A 12,577-nucleotide genomic window follows, 5' to 3' on the forward strand; every position below is an offset into this window, starting at 1 on the left:
CAACCCGATGCCTCCTTATCCCTCATCCATTTTCTGAAGCCTCTCGATCTCCTGCCGGATGGCCTTTTCTGCCAGCTCGGGAACGATCTCTCGAACCAACTGTTCGATGCGCTCCATCGTGTGGGTAATCACTTGGGTGGCGATCTCGGGAATGACCTTGCCCATAAAATCTTGCATCATTTCCTGGACCCCTTTGACGACCACCTCTTCGATCGCACGTTCGAACCTTTTCTCCGGAGCCGGGATCCTCTCAAGGGCCATCTCCGGCGGCTCCTCCTTTTCTTTAGGGGCTTGAATCAAGGCCTCTTCGAAGGGTTCCACCGGTGTCAAGGCCTCGGCCGAAGGGAATTCCTCCGAAGTGGGGGAGATCTCTTGAAGAAGGGTGAACTCCCTTTCGAGGGCCTCTTCGAAGCGAGGCTGAGGGGGAAGAATCTCTTCTTTGGTTTCTTCCTCGAATTTTTCCTCGAATTCTTCCTCGAATTCTTCCTGAAATTCTTCCGGGAATTCCTGTTCGAATTCCTCGAGGGCCCCCACCTCTTCCTCAGCGACCACCGCCTCTTCCTCTACCTCCTCAAGTTTTTCTAATTCGTCCGTCAGTTCTTCCAAGAAGGCCTCTGGAAACTCATCCTCCCCAAGCTCCTGAAGTTCCGAGGAGGCCAGCTCAACCGTCTCAGCAGGCGTGGGAGCCAAGGCCTCCTGCTGCTCCTCCCGATAAGAGAAGGAGGAGACGGCCTCTTCCGCCTGAAGCGTCGTCTCGAACTCCTGAAGGAGGGAATAGGGATCGGGCAGCTTCGTGGAGGGCGTGGGAGCCTCGGGGCGGGTGTGGGCCCCCTCCATCCCGAGCTCCTTCTCAAGGGTGGGTCGAAGTTGTTCGACCTTCTGCATCACCTCTTCCATATCGATTCTCTGAAAGAGGTCGATTTCTTCGGGTCCCTGCAACCCCGCGGCCCTCCCTATAGGTTCCGATGTTTCCTCCTCCTGCCTCCCTCCCCCTTCCAGAACCATCTCAAATTCTTTTGGGGTCTCCTGGGCCTCTTTTTGCGAGCTCTCCCAGGTCTCGATGGCCGGCATCTCTCCGAGGGGCTCCTCTTCCGTCTGGAGGGCGAGATCCTCGATGCTCATCTTCGATTCAGGCTCTTCGATCACATCCACAAGCTCGATGATCTCCTCATCGCTCTCCCAAGACTCCTCGAGCGAGAAGCCCTCCTGGTCGATTTTTTCGCTCAGTTGCCCGATCAGGTGTTGGACCGCTTCCTCGCTAAAAGGCCTGGTGATCACCCCCTCGGGTTTCAAGAACCTCCTTTCCGGTTCCGAAAGCTCTTCGAATGGGTCAAGGAGAAGGATAAAAGGGATGCGGGCCAGGCCTTCTTCGGTCTTCATCCTCTCGCAAAGGCCTTTGCCTCCGATGACGAGGTCCGGTTTCAAAAGCCTTCCCCGAACGAGGGCCTCTTCATCATTTGAGGTGAAGAAGAGATGGTATCCCGCCGGCTCAAAGATCCTCTTTAGCTCATTTTGAACCCCTTTGTCCGACTCAGCGATGAGAACCTCTCTTGCCATTTTCTTCTCCCTCTTCCCCGAGCAATCCGTAAAAAGGCAACGGAGATGGCTTTTGAAAAAACTATGCTTACGGGGGACCCACCTTCTTCTGAAGAGCAATCCTCGGCCCTGATAACCCGTAATTATCACAAGCCACGTTCAATTGTCAACTTTTAAAACTCGGTTAGATCCGATAAAAGCCCTCTTTCGCTGAAGGAAAGCCTTTCGATCAACGGACCTCCCTCCGCGTCCCAGGCGGCCCTTCTTTGAGGCCGTTCCTCTTATAGGAACCAACCGAGGCTTGCGGTTTAACGGGTAAGGTATTAATAGAATAAGGTTATAATTGGGGTGACCCTCCAATCCCGAACCCATTGAAACCGGGATTGGATTTCAATAAGGGCTCCACCCCCAAGGCTTGAACGGAGATAGATGAAAGTCGAGGCATTTGATTTCCACCTCCCTAAAACGTTGATCGCCCAATACCCTCCCCTCCGACGGGGAGAGAGCCGTCTCATGGTCCTCCGGAGAGACGAGGAAAGGATCGAGCACCGGAAATTCAGCGACCTTATCGAATACCTCCGGCCGGGTGACCTCCTTGTGATGAATAATACGCGGGTCCTTCCCGCCAAACTCATCGGTCACAAAGAGACGGGGGGAAAGGTGGAACTCCTTCTCATCCCCCCTCGGAACGGTTCGGAAGGGGAATGGGAGGCCCTGGTCAAAAATCTCGGAAAGGGGAAGGGACCGACCCTGGTCTTTTTGGATGAGAAGACCCACCTCATTTTGTCCAGGAAAAAGGATGGAAAGGTGAAAGTCCTCTTCCCCGAGGGGGAATCTCCAGAAAGGCTTCTCAACCGATGGGGTCATATCCCCCTCCCTCCCTATATCCGACGGGAGGAGGAACCCCTGGATCGGGAACGGTATCAAACCGTCTATGCAAAGAAAGAGGGCTCCATCGCCGCTCCCACGGCAGGCCTCCACTTCACCCGCTCCCTCATCCAGAAGATCAAGGAAAAGGGGATCGAGACCGCCTTCATCACACTCCATGTGGGTCCGGGGACGTTCGCTCCGATCAAGGCCGAGGAGGTTGAAGAACACCGCATGGAGCCGGAATGGGTAGAGATTCAGGAAGAGGTGGCTGCGACGATCAACCGGGTCAAACAGGAGGGGCGAAGGGTGATCGCCGTGGGGACGACCACCACCCGTGCCCTCGAATCCTTTGCAGCGGGGAGGGGGCGAGCGAACCCTGGAGCAGGCCTCGTCTCCCTGTTCATTCGCCCTCCCTATGAATTCAAGATCATCGATGGTCTCATCACCAATTTCCACCTTCCAAAATCGACCCTGATCATGCTGGTTTCCGCCTTCGCAGGGAGGGACTTCATCATGAGGGCCTATCGCGAGGCCGTAGAGAAGAGATACCGGTTTTACAGCTATGGCGATGCCATGTTGATCCTTTAACAGAGGGATCGAGGAGCGCGAAAGTTTATCGGTGCAAAAGATGCCTTTCCAATTTACGGTGGTTAAAAAAGAGGCCGCATCCGGCGCGAGATTGGGGAGGATCGTAACCGATCACGGCGTGATCCAGACCCCCGCCTTTCTCCCTGTGGGCACCCAGGGGACGGTAAAATCCCTCACCCCTGAAGAGTTGATCGATCTCGGCGTCGAAGGCATCCTCGGAAACACCTACCACCTCTACCTCAGGCCAGGCCACGAGACGATCGACCGATTGGGAGGGCTTCACCGTTTCATGCACTGGGGAAGGCCCATCCTGACCGACAGCGGGGGATACCAGATCTTCAGCCTGGCCCGACTGCGGAGGGTCTCCGAGGAAGGCGTCACCTTCCAGTCTCATATTGATGGGTCGGAGCATGTGCTCACCCCTGAGAAGGTGATGGAGATCCAGAGGAAGCTCCGAAGCGATATCGCCATGGTCCTGGATGAATGCGTCCCCTACCCTTCTCCTTACGAATATGTGAAGGCCTCCATCGGACGGACGGCCCGATGGGCGGAGAGAAGTCTCAAGGTGAGGCAAAACGGCGATCCCGCCCTCTTCGGAATCGTTCAAGGAGGGGCCTATCCGGATCTCCGGCGGCAGAGCGCCCAAGACCTCCTCGGCCTCGAATTCGACGGTTATGCCATCGGGGGGCTGAGTGTCGGAGAGCCCCGGGCGGTGATGGAATCGGTGTTGAGGCAGACCGTCCCTCTTCTGCCGGAAGACCGGCCGAGATACCTGATGGGTGTGGGCACTCCCGAAGAGATCCTGTGGGCCGTCCTCCAGGGGATCGACCTCTTCGACTGCGTCCTTCCCACGCGGAATGCCCGAAACGGCTCCCTCTTCACCTCCTTTGGAAAGGTCTCGATCAAACAGGCCCGCTATGCAGAGGATCCGAGGCCTCTGGACGAATCGTGTGGGTGTTACACCTGTTCGAACTATTCGAGAGCCTATCTGCGCCATCTCTTTCTGGCCAACGAGATCCTCTCCTCGAGGTTGAATACGATCCACAATATCTTTTATTATATGGATTGGATGAGGAGGATCCGGAAGGCCATCGAGGAGGATCGCCTGACGGGTCTCTACGAATCGGTGAAGGGAGAATGGCCAGCCTCGGAGGAGGCCGGACCTTCAGAGGACGGACCGGTCTTGGTCCGGGAGAGTTCCTAAATTCAGAGAGGAGGAAATTATGTGGATTGAGTTTGCCTACGCCATGGGCCCCCAGCCCGGGGGTGGAAATCAGGGGGCGGCATGGCTGAATTTCATCCCCATCATCCTGATCTTCGTCATCTTCTACTTTCTCCTCATCCGCCCCCAGCAGAAGAGGGCGAAAGAGCACCGCAATCTCCTGGCCAATTTGAAGGAGGGAGATCAGGTATTGACGAGCGGGGGGATCTATGGCAGGATTACCGGGATCAAGGATGACAAAATCACCGTCGAGATCTCCGATCGGGTGAGAGTCAAAGTGAATCGGGGTCATATCGCGGCGGTCATCAAATCGGATTCGGTATAACCCCCCGAATCCTTTTCCCAAAGATGGGAGACCCACACCCCTTGCTCTAACCGTCGTGTTAGGGCTATAATCCACGAGGAGGTGACCCATGTCTCTATCGCTCCAGCCTCAGAGAAAGTACGAAACCATCTTCATCCTCGACCCTGACATCGAAGAAGAGGTCGCCCAATCCGCCCTTGAGAAGATCAAAGGGGTCATCACCCAAGGAAGCGGAGAGATCCTGAAGGTGGAGGATTGGGGAAAGCGAAAGCTCGCCTACAAGGTCCGGAAGAAATCGAAAGGCCACTACATCCTCATCCACTTCTCAGGCACTCCCGAGCTGCTCTCTGAGCTTGAGAGGAATTATCGGGTGATGGACCCGGTGATCAAATTCCAATCGGTCCGTCTCGATGAACGGAAAGCCTCCCACGCCACCCTTGCCCCTCCCGAGGATCAACCGGAAGAAGAAGGGGAGGGGACGGCATGACCCTCTCGAGCTCGGGGATGCCTGGGAGAAACCAGGTCATGCTCACCGGTTGGGTGGTGAAGTCTCCACAGTTCCACCATCAGCTGAACGGAACCCCTGTGCTCCAGTTCTTTCTAAAAGTGGACGATCCCGAGGAGACTACGAGGAGATCGCCGGATCGGGGTTCTAAAGACCGTCCCTGCCAACCGGAGGTCATGCCTCCAAGTTCGATCCAGATCGTGGCCTTCGGGCCCCTCGCCCAAGAAGGAGCCCTGCTTCGGGACGGCCAGCGCCTCTGCGTCAAAGGTCGCCTGACCGAGAGACGCTGGAAACTGGCCGACGGGAGAATCCGGTCCCGGGTGGAGGTGATCGCCTCCGAACTCCTGGTGGTCGAGGAACCCCGAACCCCTGTGTAGGATTCGAAAACCAATGATGTCGAGAGAGGAGAAACAGATGAAAAAGCCTGGAGAAAAACCCGCTCCGGAAAAGAGGAAGAAACCCTTCTTAAGGCGAAAGGTCTGTCGGTTCTGCACCGACAAGAAACTGGAGATCGACTATAAAAATCCAAAAATCCTCCGGTACTTCATCACGGAACGGGGGAAGATCATCCCGAGGAGGATCTCCGGGAACTGCGCCAAACATCAGCGACAGATCACCGTGGCCATCAAACGGGCAAGGAATATCGCCATCCTCCCCTTCACGACCGCCGTCCAGTAATCTCTCCGGCCCCTAAGGGGAACAGGCGCCATGGAGTGGTATAAGAGAGATCGAGGAGGTTTCCTATGCAAGTCATCTTATTGGAAGACATCCCTTCCCTGGGAAAGGTGGGAGATCTGGTCAAGGTTTCCGACGGCTACGGAAGAAACTATTTGATTCCGAAGAAGAAGGCCGTCCTGGCCGACGAAAAGAATCTCAAGGCGCTCCAACATCAGAAGGCCGTGGTTCAACAACGCCAGAACAGGATCAAAAAGGACGCCCTGAGGATCGCCCAAGAGATCGAGAACCTCCCCTGCACCTTCAAGAAGCACGTGGGCGAAAGCGGCAAGCTCTTCGGCTCGGTCACCTCGATGGAGATCGAAGCCTTTCTCCGGGAGAAGGGGTTTGAGGTGGATCGCAAAAAAATCCACCTCGAGGAGCCCATCAAGAGCCTGGGCCTTCACACGGTCCCCATTAAACTCCATCCGGAAATCACCGCCCACCTCAAGGTCTGGGTCGAAGAGGAGTGATGCTCGACGCGATGGATCTCCTCTCCCATAAGGTGCCTCCTCAGAATATCGAGGCCGAACAGTCGGTCTTGGGGGGCATTCTGATCGAAAACGAAGCCATCAACAAGGTGATGGAGATCCTCTCCCCGGACGACTTCTACCGGGAGAGCCACCGGAAGATCTTCAGCGCCCTGATCGACCTTTCCGAGAGGGACGAACCGGCCGACCTCATCACCCTCTCCAATGAACTGCGAAAAAGGGACCAGCTCGAGGCGATCGGAGGGGCTTCCTATCTGGCCTCCCTCATCGATACCGTTCCCACCGCCGCCCATATCGAATACTATGCCCGGATCGTCCGGGAGAAGGCGATCCTTCGGAAGCTGATCGAGACCTCCACGGAGATCATCACGCAGAGTTATCAGGACCGCACGGACGTGGAGAGCTTTTTGGACGAGGCCGAGAAGTCCATCTTCGAGATCACCGAGAGACGGGTCAAACCTTCCTTCTATTCCATCCGGGAGGTCATCAAGACGAGCCTCGATACCATCTCGAAGCTCTATGAAAAGAAGGAACTGATCACGGGGGTCCCCTCCGGATTCAAAGAGCTCGATCGCATGACCGCCGGATTTCAACCCTCCGACCTGATCATCGTGGCCGGAAGGCCCAGCATGGGAAAGACCGCCTTCTGTCTCAACATCGCCCAGCATGTGGCGGTCGAACGGAAGATCCCGGTGGCCATCTTCTCCCTGGAGATGTCGAAGGAACAGCTGGTCCTCCGGATGCTCTGTGCCCAGTCCGAGGTCGAGGGGATGCGATTGAGGACAGGATTCCTTCAGGAGAACGACTGGGCCAAGCTGACCCTGGCGGCGGGCACGCTTTACGAAGCGCCCATCTTCATCGACGACACCCCTGCCCTCTCCGTGCTCGAGTTGAGGGCGAAGGCCAGGCGCCTGAAGGCCGAGCACCAGCTGGGGCTCATCGTCATCGATTATCTCCAGCTCATGAAGGGAAGGGCCAAGGCCGAGAGCCGCCAGCAAGAGATTTCTGAAATCTCCCGGTCGTTGAAGGCCCTGGCCAAGGAGCTCGACCTTCCGGTCATCGCCGTCTCCCAGCTCAGCCGAAAACCCGAAGAGCGGCACGGGAATCGTCCCCAGCTTTCGGACCTGCGGGAATCGGGCGCCATCGAACAGGACGCCGACGTCATCCTCTTCGTCTTCCGAGAAGAGGTCTATAACCGAACGGAGGAGAACCAGGGCAAAGCCGAGATCATCATCGGCAAGCAACGGAACGGTCCGATCGGAAAAGTCGATCTGGCCTTTATCGACAAACTCACCGCCTTTAAAAACCTATACAAGGGCGAGACCGGTTTTTATTACGAATAGACGCCCATGAACTTGCCCAACACCCTGACGATCTTTCGGGTCCTGTTGATCCCTGCTTTCGTCATCCTCATCATCCATCGCTCCTTCGGCTGGGCCATGGCCGTCTTTGCCATCGCGGGCCTCACCGACGGTCTCGACGGCCTTCTGGCTCGCCTGACGGGTCGAAAGACCGAATTGGGGGCCTACCTCGATCCCATCGCCGACAAGCTGCTCCTCATCTCCTCCTATCTCTCGCTGGCCATCGTCGAGATCCTTCCCGACTGGTTGGCGGTGATCGTCATCACGCGCGATGTGATCATCCTCCTCGGCATCCTCGTCATCTCCCTCATCAGCCGTCCCCCGGCGATCCGTCCAAGTTTCGTCAGCAAGGTCACCACCGTCTTTCAGATCCTGACGGTCCTCGTGGCCCTGATGGCGGGATACAATCCCCTCTTCCAACAACTCACGCCCATCGCCATTTCCCTCACGACCTTCTTGACCATCCTCTCCGGAATCCATTACATCTTTCTCGGCACCCGCTTCCTGAATCAAAAGAGCCATCCCCCTCGAAAAGGAGAATCGCCATGACGACCATCGCCACCCTGATCGGACGAGAGATCCTCGATTCCCGTGGAAATCCCACCGTGGAGGTGGAGGTGATTTTAAGCAACGGGATCAAAGGGAGGGCAGCGGTCCCTTCGGGGGCCTCCACGGGCACCCACGAGGCCCTTGAACTGAGGGATCAGGATTCAAAACGCTACCTCGGCAAAGGCGTCCGCAAAGCGATCCAACATATCCACCAATCGATCGCACCGAGCCTGGTCGGTCTGGAGGTCGCCGACCAGAAAAAGATCGACGAGACCCTGATCCGCCTCGACGGAACCCCCAACAAATCCCGCCTGGGCGCCAATGCCATCTTGGGCGTCTCCCTGGCCTGCGCCAGAGCAGCGGCCCATGACCAGGGCCTCCCCCTCTTTCGATACCTCGGAGGGCCTTCGGCCTGTCAACTTCCCCTTCCCATGATGAACATCCTCAACGGCGGGGCCCATGCGGACAACAACCTCGATATCCAGGAATTTATGATCCTTCCCGTCGGGGCGAAAAGTTTCAGGGAAGCCCTCCGGATGGGCGCCGAAGTCTTCCACCATCTCAAATCGATTCTAAAGGCAAGAGGCTATAAGACGACTGTCGGAGACGAGGGCGGGTTTGCCCCTGACCTCAAGTCGAACGAGGAGGCCCTCTCCCTGATCGTCGAGGCCATCCGGAAGGCCGGATACCGCCCTGGGAGAGAGGTCGGCCTGGGCCTCGATGCCGCGGCAACCGAATTCTACCAAAACGGAGTCTATGTCCTGAAGGCGGAAGAAGAGCCGCAAAAGACCCCGACAGAGATGATCGCCTACTACGAAAGCCTTTTGAAAAGGTATCCGATCCTCTCCATCGAAGATGGGCTGGCCGAGGATGACTGGAAGGGCTGGAAGGCCATGACGCTCCGCCTGGGGAAGGAGATCCAGCTGGTCGGAGACGACCTTTTTGTGACCAATCCCAAAAGGCTCTCCCGGGGGATCCGAAGGGGGGTGGCCAATGCCATCCTGATCAAACTCAACCAGATCGGGACCCTGACCGAAACCCTCAAAGTGATGGAGATGGCCAGAAAGGCGGGCTACCGAACGATCATCTCCCACCGTTCGGGCGAGACCGAAGACACCACCATCGCCGACCTGGCCGTGGCCACCGGCGCGGGCCAGATCAAGACCGGCGCCCCCTCGAGGACAGACCGGGTGGCCAAGTACAACCAGCTCCTGCGGATTGAGGAAGAGTTGGGCAAAAAGGCCAAATACGTTCCTCCGCTTCGTTGGCGGAAAGCCTGAGGGAGAGGGCATAGGACGATGAAGGGTTTTTTTAATAAATTTTTGCGACTTGATCTTAAGACCAAGACCTTGAAAGAAGACCATCTTCCAGACCTTGTCTATGAAACCTCCCTGGGTGGGAAAGGCCTTGGGATTCGTCTCCTGCTGAGGGAAAACCCTGTGGGTATTGATCCCCTCTCTCCCGAAAACCGCCTGATCTTCGCCCTCGGACCCGTGACCGATAGCCGGATTTACGGCTCCTGCCGGCATGGGTGTTTTACCAAATCCCCTTTGACCGGAATTTTCTCCGAATCCTATTCGGGCGGAAGGCTGGCGGAACCCATGAGCCGAACGGGTTACGATGCCTTTGTCCTCGAAGGGGCTTCGGCAGAGCCCATCTGGATCGAGATCTCCGATCAGAAGGTGACCTTCCACGAGGCCAAAGATCTCTGGGGGAAGGATACCTTTGTAACGGAAGACGAAGTGTTAAAACGGACAGATAAAAAAGGGGCCGGGGCCATGGTCATCGGCCCTGCCGGTGAGAATTTGGTCCGTTTCGCTGTGATCGAAAACGACTACTGGCGTTCCCTCGGAAGGACCGGAGTCGGTGCGGTGATGGGGTCCAAAAAGGTGAAGGCGATCGTCTTTCATGGAAAGAAAAAGCGGGAGATCGCCCACCCCGACCGCATGGAACAGTTCGCCAGGGAAACCTTCGAAAGAGGAAAAGACAACCCCGGAGTCCAGAATTATAAAAGACTCGGTACGCCCATGCTCGTGGCGATGAACAACGCCGTTGGGGGGTTTCCCTCGAAATACTGGCATCTGGGGACGTTCGAGGGCTGGGAAAAAATCAGTGCCGAGGCCCTTCTGGAACGTTGCGAGGTGAAACCCAGCGCCTGCCTCCGGTGCTTCATGGCCTGCGGGAATCTGAGTCTGGTCAAGGAGGGTCGGCATAAAGGGCTTAAGATCGAAGGCCCGGAGTATGAGACCATCTTCTCCTTCGGGGGACTCTGCATGGTCCACGAGATCGAGGAAATCGCCTACCTCAACGACATCTGCGATCGGTTAGGATTGGACACCATCTCCGCCGGAAGCCTCTGCGCCTTCGCCATGGAAGCCTCGGAGATGGGGCGGATTTCGGAAAAAATCCCCTGGGGCGACGTGGATAAGATTGCCCAGCTTCTTCAGGACATCGCTTTCAAAAAAGGGATCGGTGCCATTTTGGCCGAAGGGATCCGCCATGCCGCCAAAGCCTGGGACATGGAAGACATCGCCATCCATGTCAAAGGCCTTGACCCGGCAGGATACGAGCCGAGGGTCCTAAAAGGGATGGGGTTGGCTTATGCCACCTCCGATCGAGGGGCCTGCCATCTCCGATCGACCTTTTACAAGGCCGAGCTCAGCCATATGATCCCGCCCGACCAGATCGAAGGGAAGGCCAAACTATTCCTCGAATTCGAAGACCGCTTCAATATCCATGACTCCCTCATTCTCTGCCGGTTTTACCGGGACCTCTACTGGGATTGGAAGTACCTCTCCACCATCGTGGAAATCACGACCGGCCTCGAGTTGGACGAGAAAGGTTTAAGAAAAATCTCCTCCACCATCCAAAATGAAATCCGGAGATTCAACCTCCGGGAGGGAATGTCTCCCAAGGAGGATACCCTTCCTAAGCGGTTCTTTGACGAACCCCTCGGCCAAGATGGAAAGACCATCTCCAGAGAACATTTTCGAAAAATGCTCCAGGATTATTATAGCCTGAGAGGATGGAACGCCGAAGGGATTCCGGAATGAAAAATATTTATTGACAAGGCCACCCAAATCTGATAGGAAAGGGCGAACCTTAAAATGCCTGAAGATTGAGGAGAGGAGGAGGAAACGATGAGCAAAAAACTTACGAGGAGGAAGTTTATAAAGGAGGCGCTCATAGGAAGTATCGCCCTTGGCGCCGGTTTGGGCAACTACCGGGTCACCTACGGCCAGGCCAAGAAGTCGGCAGGCCCGATCAAGATCGGCGGCCAGGGGGCCCTTTCGGGGGCCCATGCCGATTACGGTTGGCAGATGATGGCAGGGGCCACGCTCGCCATTGAAGAGGTGAACGCCAAGGGCGGAATCCTGGGAAGGAAACTCGAATTGAAGTTCATGGACGAGGAGCTTAAACCCGCCACCGCCGTCAAGAACGCCCGATATCTCGTCACGGATTGGGGCGCAGATTTTCTCTTCGGCGTGGACTCCAGCGGAAGCGCCATGGCGGTCGGCCCGGTCCTGACGGAATTGAACCGCCTCCACTTCTTCTGCCATGCGGCCACCCACCGATTGACCGAGGAACTGGTGGCCCAGAAGGGGATCCCCCATATCTTCAGGATGTCGGCTCCGATCTATCAGGACGCCCTCGCCGCATGGGTATTCAAGGACATGCCCGAGGTCAAAAGGATTGCAGGGATCAATTGCGACTATGAGTTCGGATACGTGGCTTGGAACCTCTTCAAGGAAAATATAAAAAAGTTCAGGCCCGATGTGGAGTTTGTCGCGGCGGCCTGGGCCCCCTTCTGGACGATGGACTTCTCCTCCCATATCGCGGCCGTGATGGCAGAAAAACCCGATGCCATCTTTGCCACCCCCTGGGCAGGCGAAGGGGTCATGCTTTTGAGACAGGCCCTGATGCTCGGGGTCTTCGACAAGATCCATGCCTGGTGGCAGGCCACGGGCGGATCGGTCGATATTCTCGAAGGAATCTCGAGAGAGATCGAGGCCGATCGGTTTAAGGGGAAACTTTGGGGAACGGCCCGGTATTTACACAACTACCCCGATTCTCCTGAAAACAAAGCCTTTGTCCAAGCCTTCCGAAAGAGATGGGGCAAATTCCCGAACTACTCGGCAGAGGCCAGTTATGCGACCATCTATGCGATCAAAGCGGGGGTGGAAAAGGCCAAATCTTTAGACCGAGAAAAAGTCGGGGCTGCCTTGGAAGGCATGGAATTGAAGACTCCCGCGGGCATCCGCCTCATCCGAAAGGAAGACCATCAGGCGGTCTATACCGTCCCTGCAGGACGAGCGGTCAAAAGCCCGGATTATCCGATCCCCGTATTAGGAGACCTCAAGGTGATCCCGGCGAAAGACTATTTCCGCCATCCCCCATTCACACCCATTGCAACGACAAAATAGAGACGTCCCTTTT

13 protein-coding genes are annotated in these 12,577 nt (G+C 56.5%); 12 read left to right on the plus strand and 1 reads right to left on the minus strand.

Annotated elements, in window-relative coordinates; genetic code table 11:
- Nucleotides 1–15: 15 nt before the first annotated feature.
- Nucleotides 16–1,557 carry a hypothetical protein gene (locus N3G78_00230; protein ID MCX8116342.1) on the minus strand — a complete coding sequence of 514 codons (1,542 nt, stop codon included), beginning with the start codon at nt 1,555–1,557 and terminating at the stop codon, nt 16–18.
- A gap of 408 nt (nt 1,558–1,965) precedes the next feature.
- Here N3G78_00230 and queA point away from each other — a divergent pair, with 408 nt between their 5' ends.
- The 12 genes from queA to N3G78_00290 all read left to right on the plus strand — a co-directional run bounded on the left by queA (nt 1,966) and on the right by N3G78_00290 (nt 12,564).
- On the plus strand, nt 1,966–2,994 hold the full coding sequence (gene queA / locus N3G78_00235) for a tRNA preQ1(34) S-adenosylmethionine ribosyltransferase-isomerase QueA (GenBank protein MCX8116343.1): 1,029 nt from the start codon (nt 1,966–1,968) through the stop codon (nt 2,992–2,994).
- 40 nt (nt 2,995–3,034) lie between these two features.
- Nucleotides 3,035–4,198, plus strand: coding sequence for a tRNA guanosine(34) transglycosylase Tgt (tgt, locus tag N3G78_00240; GenBank protein MCX8116344.1), 1,164 nt, complete (start codon nt 3,035–3,037; stop codon nt 4,196–4,198).
- Nucleotides 4,199–4,217: 19 nt separating this feature from the next.
- Nucleotides 4,218–4,541 (plus strand): preprotein translocase subunit YajC, encoded by a 324-nt coding sequence (gene yajC / locus N3G78_00245; protein ID MCX8116345.1) that lies wholly within the window; start codon nt 4,218–4,220, stop codon nt 4,539–4,541.
- Between the two features lie 88 nt (nt 4,542–4,629).
- Nucleotides 4,630–5,007 (plus strand): 30S ribosomal protein S6, encoded by a 378-nt coding sequence (rpsF, locus tag N3G78_00250; protein ID MCX8116346.1) that lies wholly within the window; start codon nt 4,630–4,632, stop codon nt 5,005–5,007.
- Nucleotides 5,004–5,402: a single-stranded DNA-binding protein gene (locus N3G78_00255; GenBank protein ID MCX8116347.1), complete on the plus strand. Its 399-nt coding sequence runs from the start codon at nt 5,004–5,006 to the stop codon at nt 5,400–5,402. The genes rpsF and N3G78_00255 overlap by 4 nt, the downstream gene beginning before the upstream one ends.
- Nucleotides 5,403–5,418: 16 nt before the next feature.
- Nucleotides 5,419–5,703 carry a 30S ribosomal protein S18 gene (gene rpsR, locus N3G78_00260; protein MCX8116348.1) on the plus strand — a complete coding sequence of 95 codons (285 nt, stop codon included), beginning with the start codon at nt 5,419–5,421 and terminating at the stop codon, nt 5,701–5,703.
- A gap of 65 nt (nt 5,704–5,768) precedes the next feature.
- On the plus strand, nt 5,769–6,212 hold the full coding sequence (gene rplI / locus N3G78_00265; GenBank protein MCX8116349.1) for a 50S ribosomal protein L9: 444 nt from the start codon (nt 5,769–5,771) through the stop codon (nt 6,210–6,212).
- Nucleotides 6,212–7,573, plus strand: a complete 1,362-nt coding sequence (dnaB, locus tag N3G78_00270; protein ID MCX8116350.1) for a replicative DNA helicase — start codon at nt 6,212–6,214, stop codon at nt 7,571–7,573. Before rplI ends, dnaB begins: the two co-directional genes overlap by 1 nt.
- A gap of 6 nt (nt 7,574–7,579) precedes the next feature.
- Nucleotides 7,580–8,140, plus strand: a complete 561-nt coding sequence (locus tag N3G78_00275) for a CDP-alcohol phosphatidyltransferase family protein (protein ID MCX8116351.1) — start codon at nt 7,580–7,582, stop codon at nt 8,138–8,140.
- The gene (gene eno / locus N3G78_00280) at nt 8,137–9,420 is read left to right on the plus strand and encodes a phosphopyruvate hydratase (protein MCX8116352.1); all 1,284 of its coding nucleotides are present in this window, start codon (nt 8,137–8,139) and stop codon (nt 9,418–9,420) included. Before N3G78_00275 ends, eno begins: the two co-directional genes overlap by 4 nt.
- 18 nt (nt 9,421–9,438) lie before the next feature.
- Complete coding sequence (locus N3G78_00285; protein ID MCX8116353.1) at nt 9,439–11,193, plus strand: aldehyde ferredoxin oxidoreductase family protein; 1,755 nt, start codon at nt 9,439–9,441, stop codon at nt 11,191–11,193.
- 87 nt (nt 11,194–11,280) lie between these two features.
- Complete coding sequence (locus N3G78_00290) at nt 11,281–12,564, plus strand: ABC transporter substrate-binding protein (GenBank protein ID MCX8116354.1); 1,284 nt, start codon at nt 11,281–11,283, stop codon at nt 12,562–12,564.
- Nucleotides 12,565–12,577: the final 13 nt, after the last annotated feature.

The organism is Thermodesulfobacteriota bacterium (assembly GCA_026415035.1).
GTDB lineage: Bacteria > Desulfobacterota > BSN033 > BSN033 > UBA1163 > RBG-16-49-23.

What these genes read in the sequence shown, in the direction of transcription:
- N3G78_00230 (MCX8116342.1), bottom strand. Translation starts at nt 1,557, where the DNA reads ATGGCAAGAGAGGTTCTCATCGCTGAGTCGGACAAAGGGGTTCAAAAT.
- queA (MCX8116343.1), top strand. Translation starts at nt 1,966, where the DNA reads ATGAAAGTCGAGGCATTTGATTTCCACCTCCCTAAAACGTTGATCGCC.
- tgt (MCX8116344.1), top strand. Translation starts at nt 3,035, where the DNA reads ATGCCTTTCCAATTTACGGTGGTTAAAAAAGAGGCCGCATCCGGCGCG.
- yajC (MCX8116345.1), top strand. Translation starts at nt 4,218, where the DNA reads ATGTGGATTGAGTTTGCCTACGCCATGGGCCCCCAGCCCGGGGGTGGA.
- rpsF (MCX8116346.1), top strand. Translation starts at nt 4,630, where the DNA reads ATGTCTCTATCGCTCCAGCCTCAGAGAAAGTACGAAACCATCTTCATC.
- N3G78_00255 (MCX8116347.1), top strand. Translation starts at nt 5,004, where the DNA reads ATGACCCTCTCGAGCTCGGGGATGCCTGGGAGAAACCAGGTCATGCTC.
- rpsR (MCX8116348.1), top strand. Translation starts at nt 5,419, where the DNA reads ATGTCGAGAGAGGAGAAACAGATGAAAAAGCCTGGAGAAAAACCCGCT.
- rplI (MCX8116349.1), top strand. Translation starts at nt 5,769, where the DNA reads ATGCAAGTCATCTTATTGGAAGACATCCCTTCCCTGGGAAAGGTGGGA.
- dnaB (MCX8116350.1), top strand. Translation starts at nt 6,212, where the DNA reads ATGCTCGACGCGATGGATCTCCTCTCCCATAAGGTGCCTCCTCAGAAT.
- N3G78_00275 (MCX8116351.1), top strand. Translation starts at nt 7,580, where the DNA reads ATGAACTTGCCCAACACCCTGACGATCTTTCGGGTCCTGTTGATCCCT.
- eno (MCX8116352.1), top strand. Translation starts at nt 8,137, where the DNA reads ATGACGACCATCGCCACCCTGATCGGACGAGAGATCCTCGATTCCCGT.
- N3G78_00285 (MCX8116353.1), top strand. Translation starts at nt 9,439, where the DNA reads ATGAAGGGTTTTTTTAATAAATTTTTGCGACTTGATCTTAAGACCAAG.
- N3G78_00290 (MCX8116354.1), top strand. Translation starts at nt 11,281, where the DNA reads ATGAGCAAAAAACTTACGAGGAGGAAGTTTATAAAGGAGGCGCTCATA.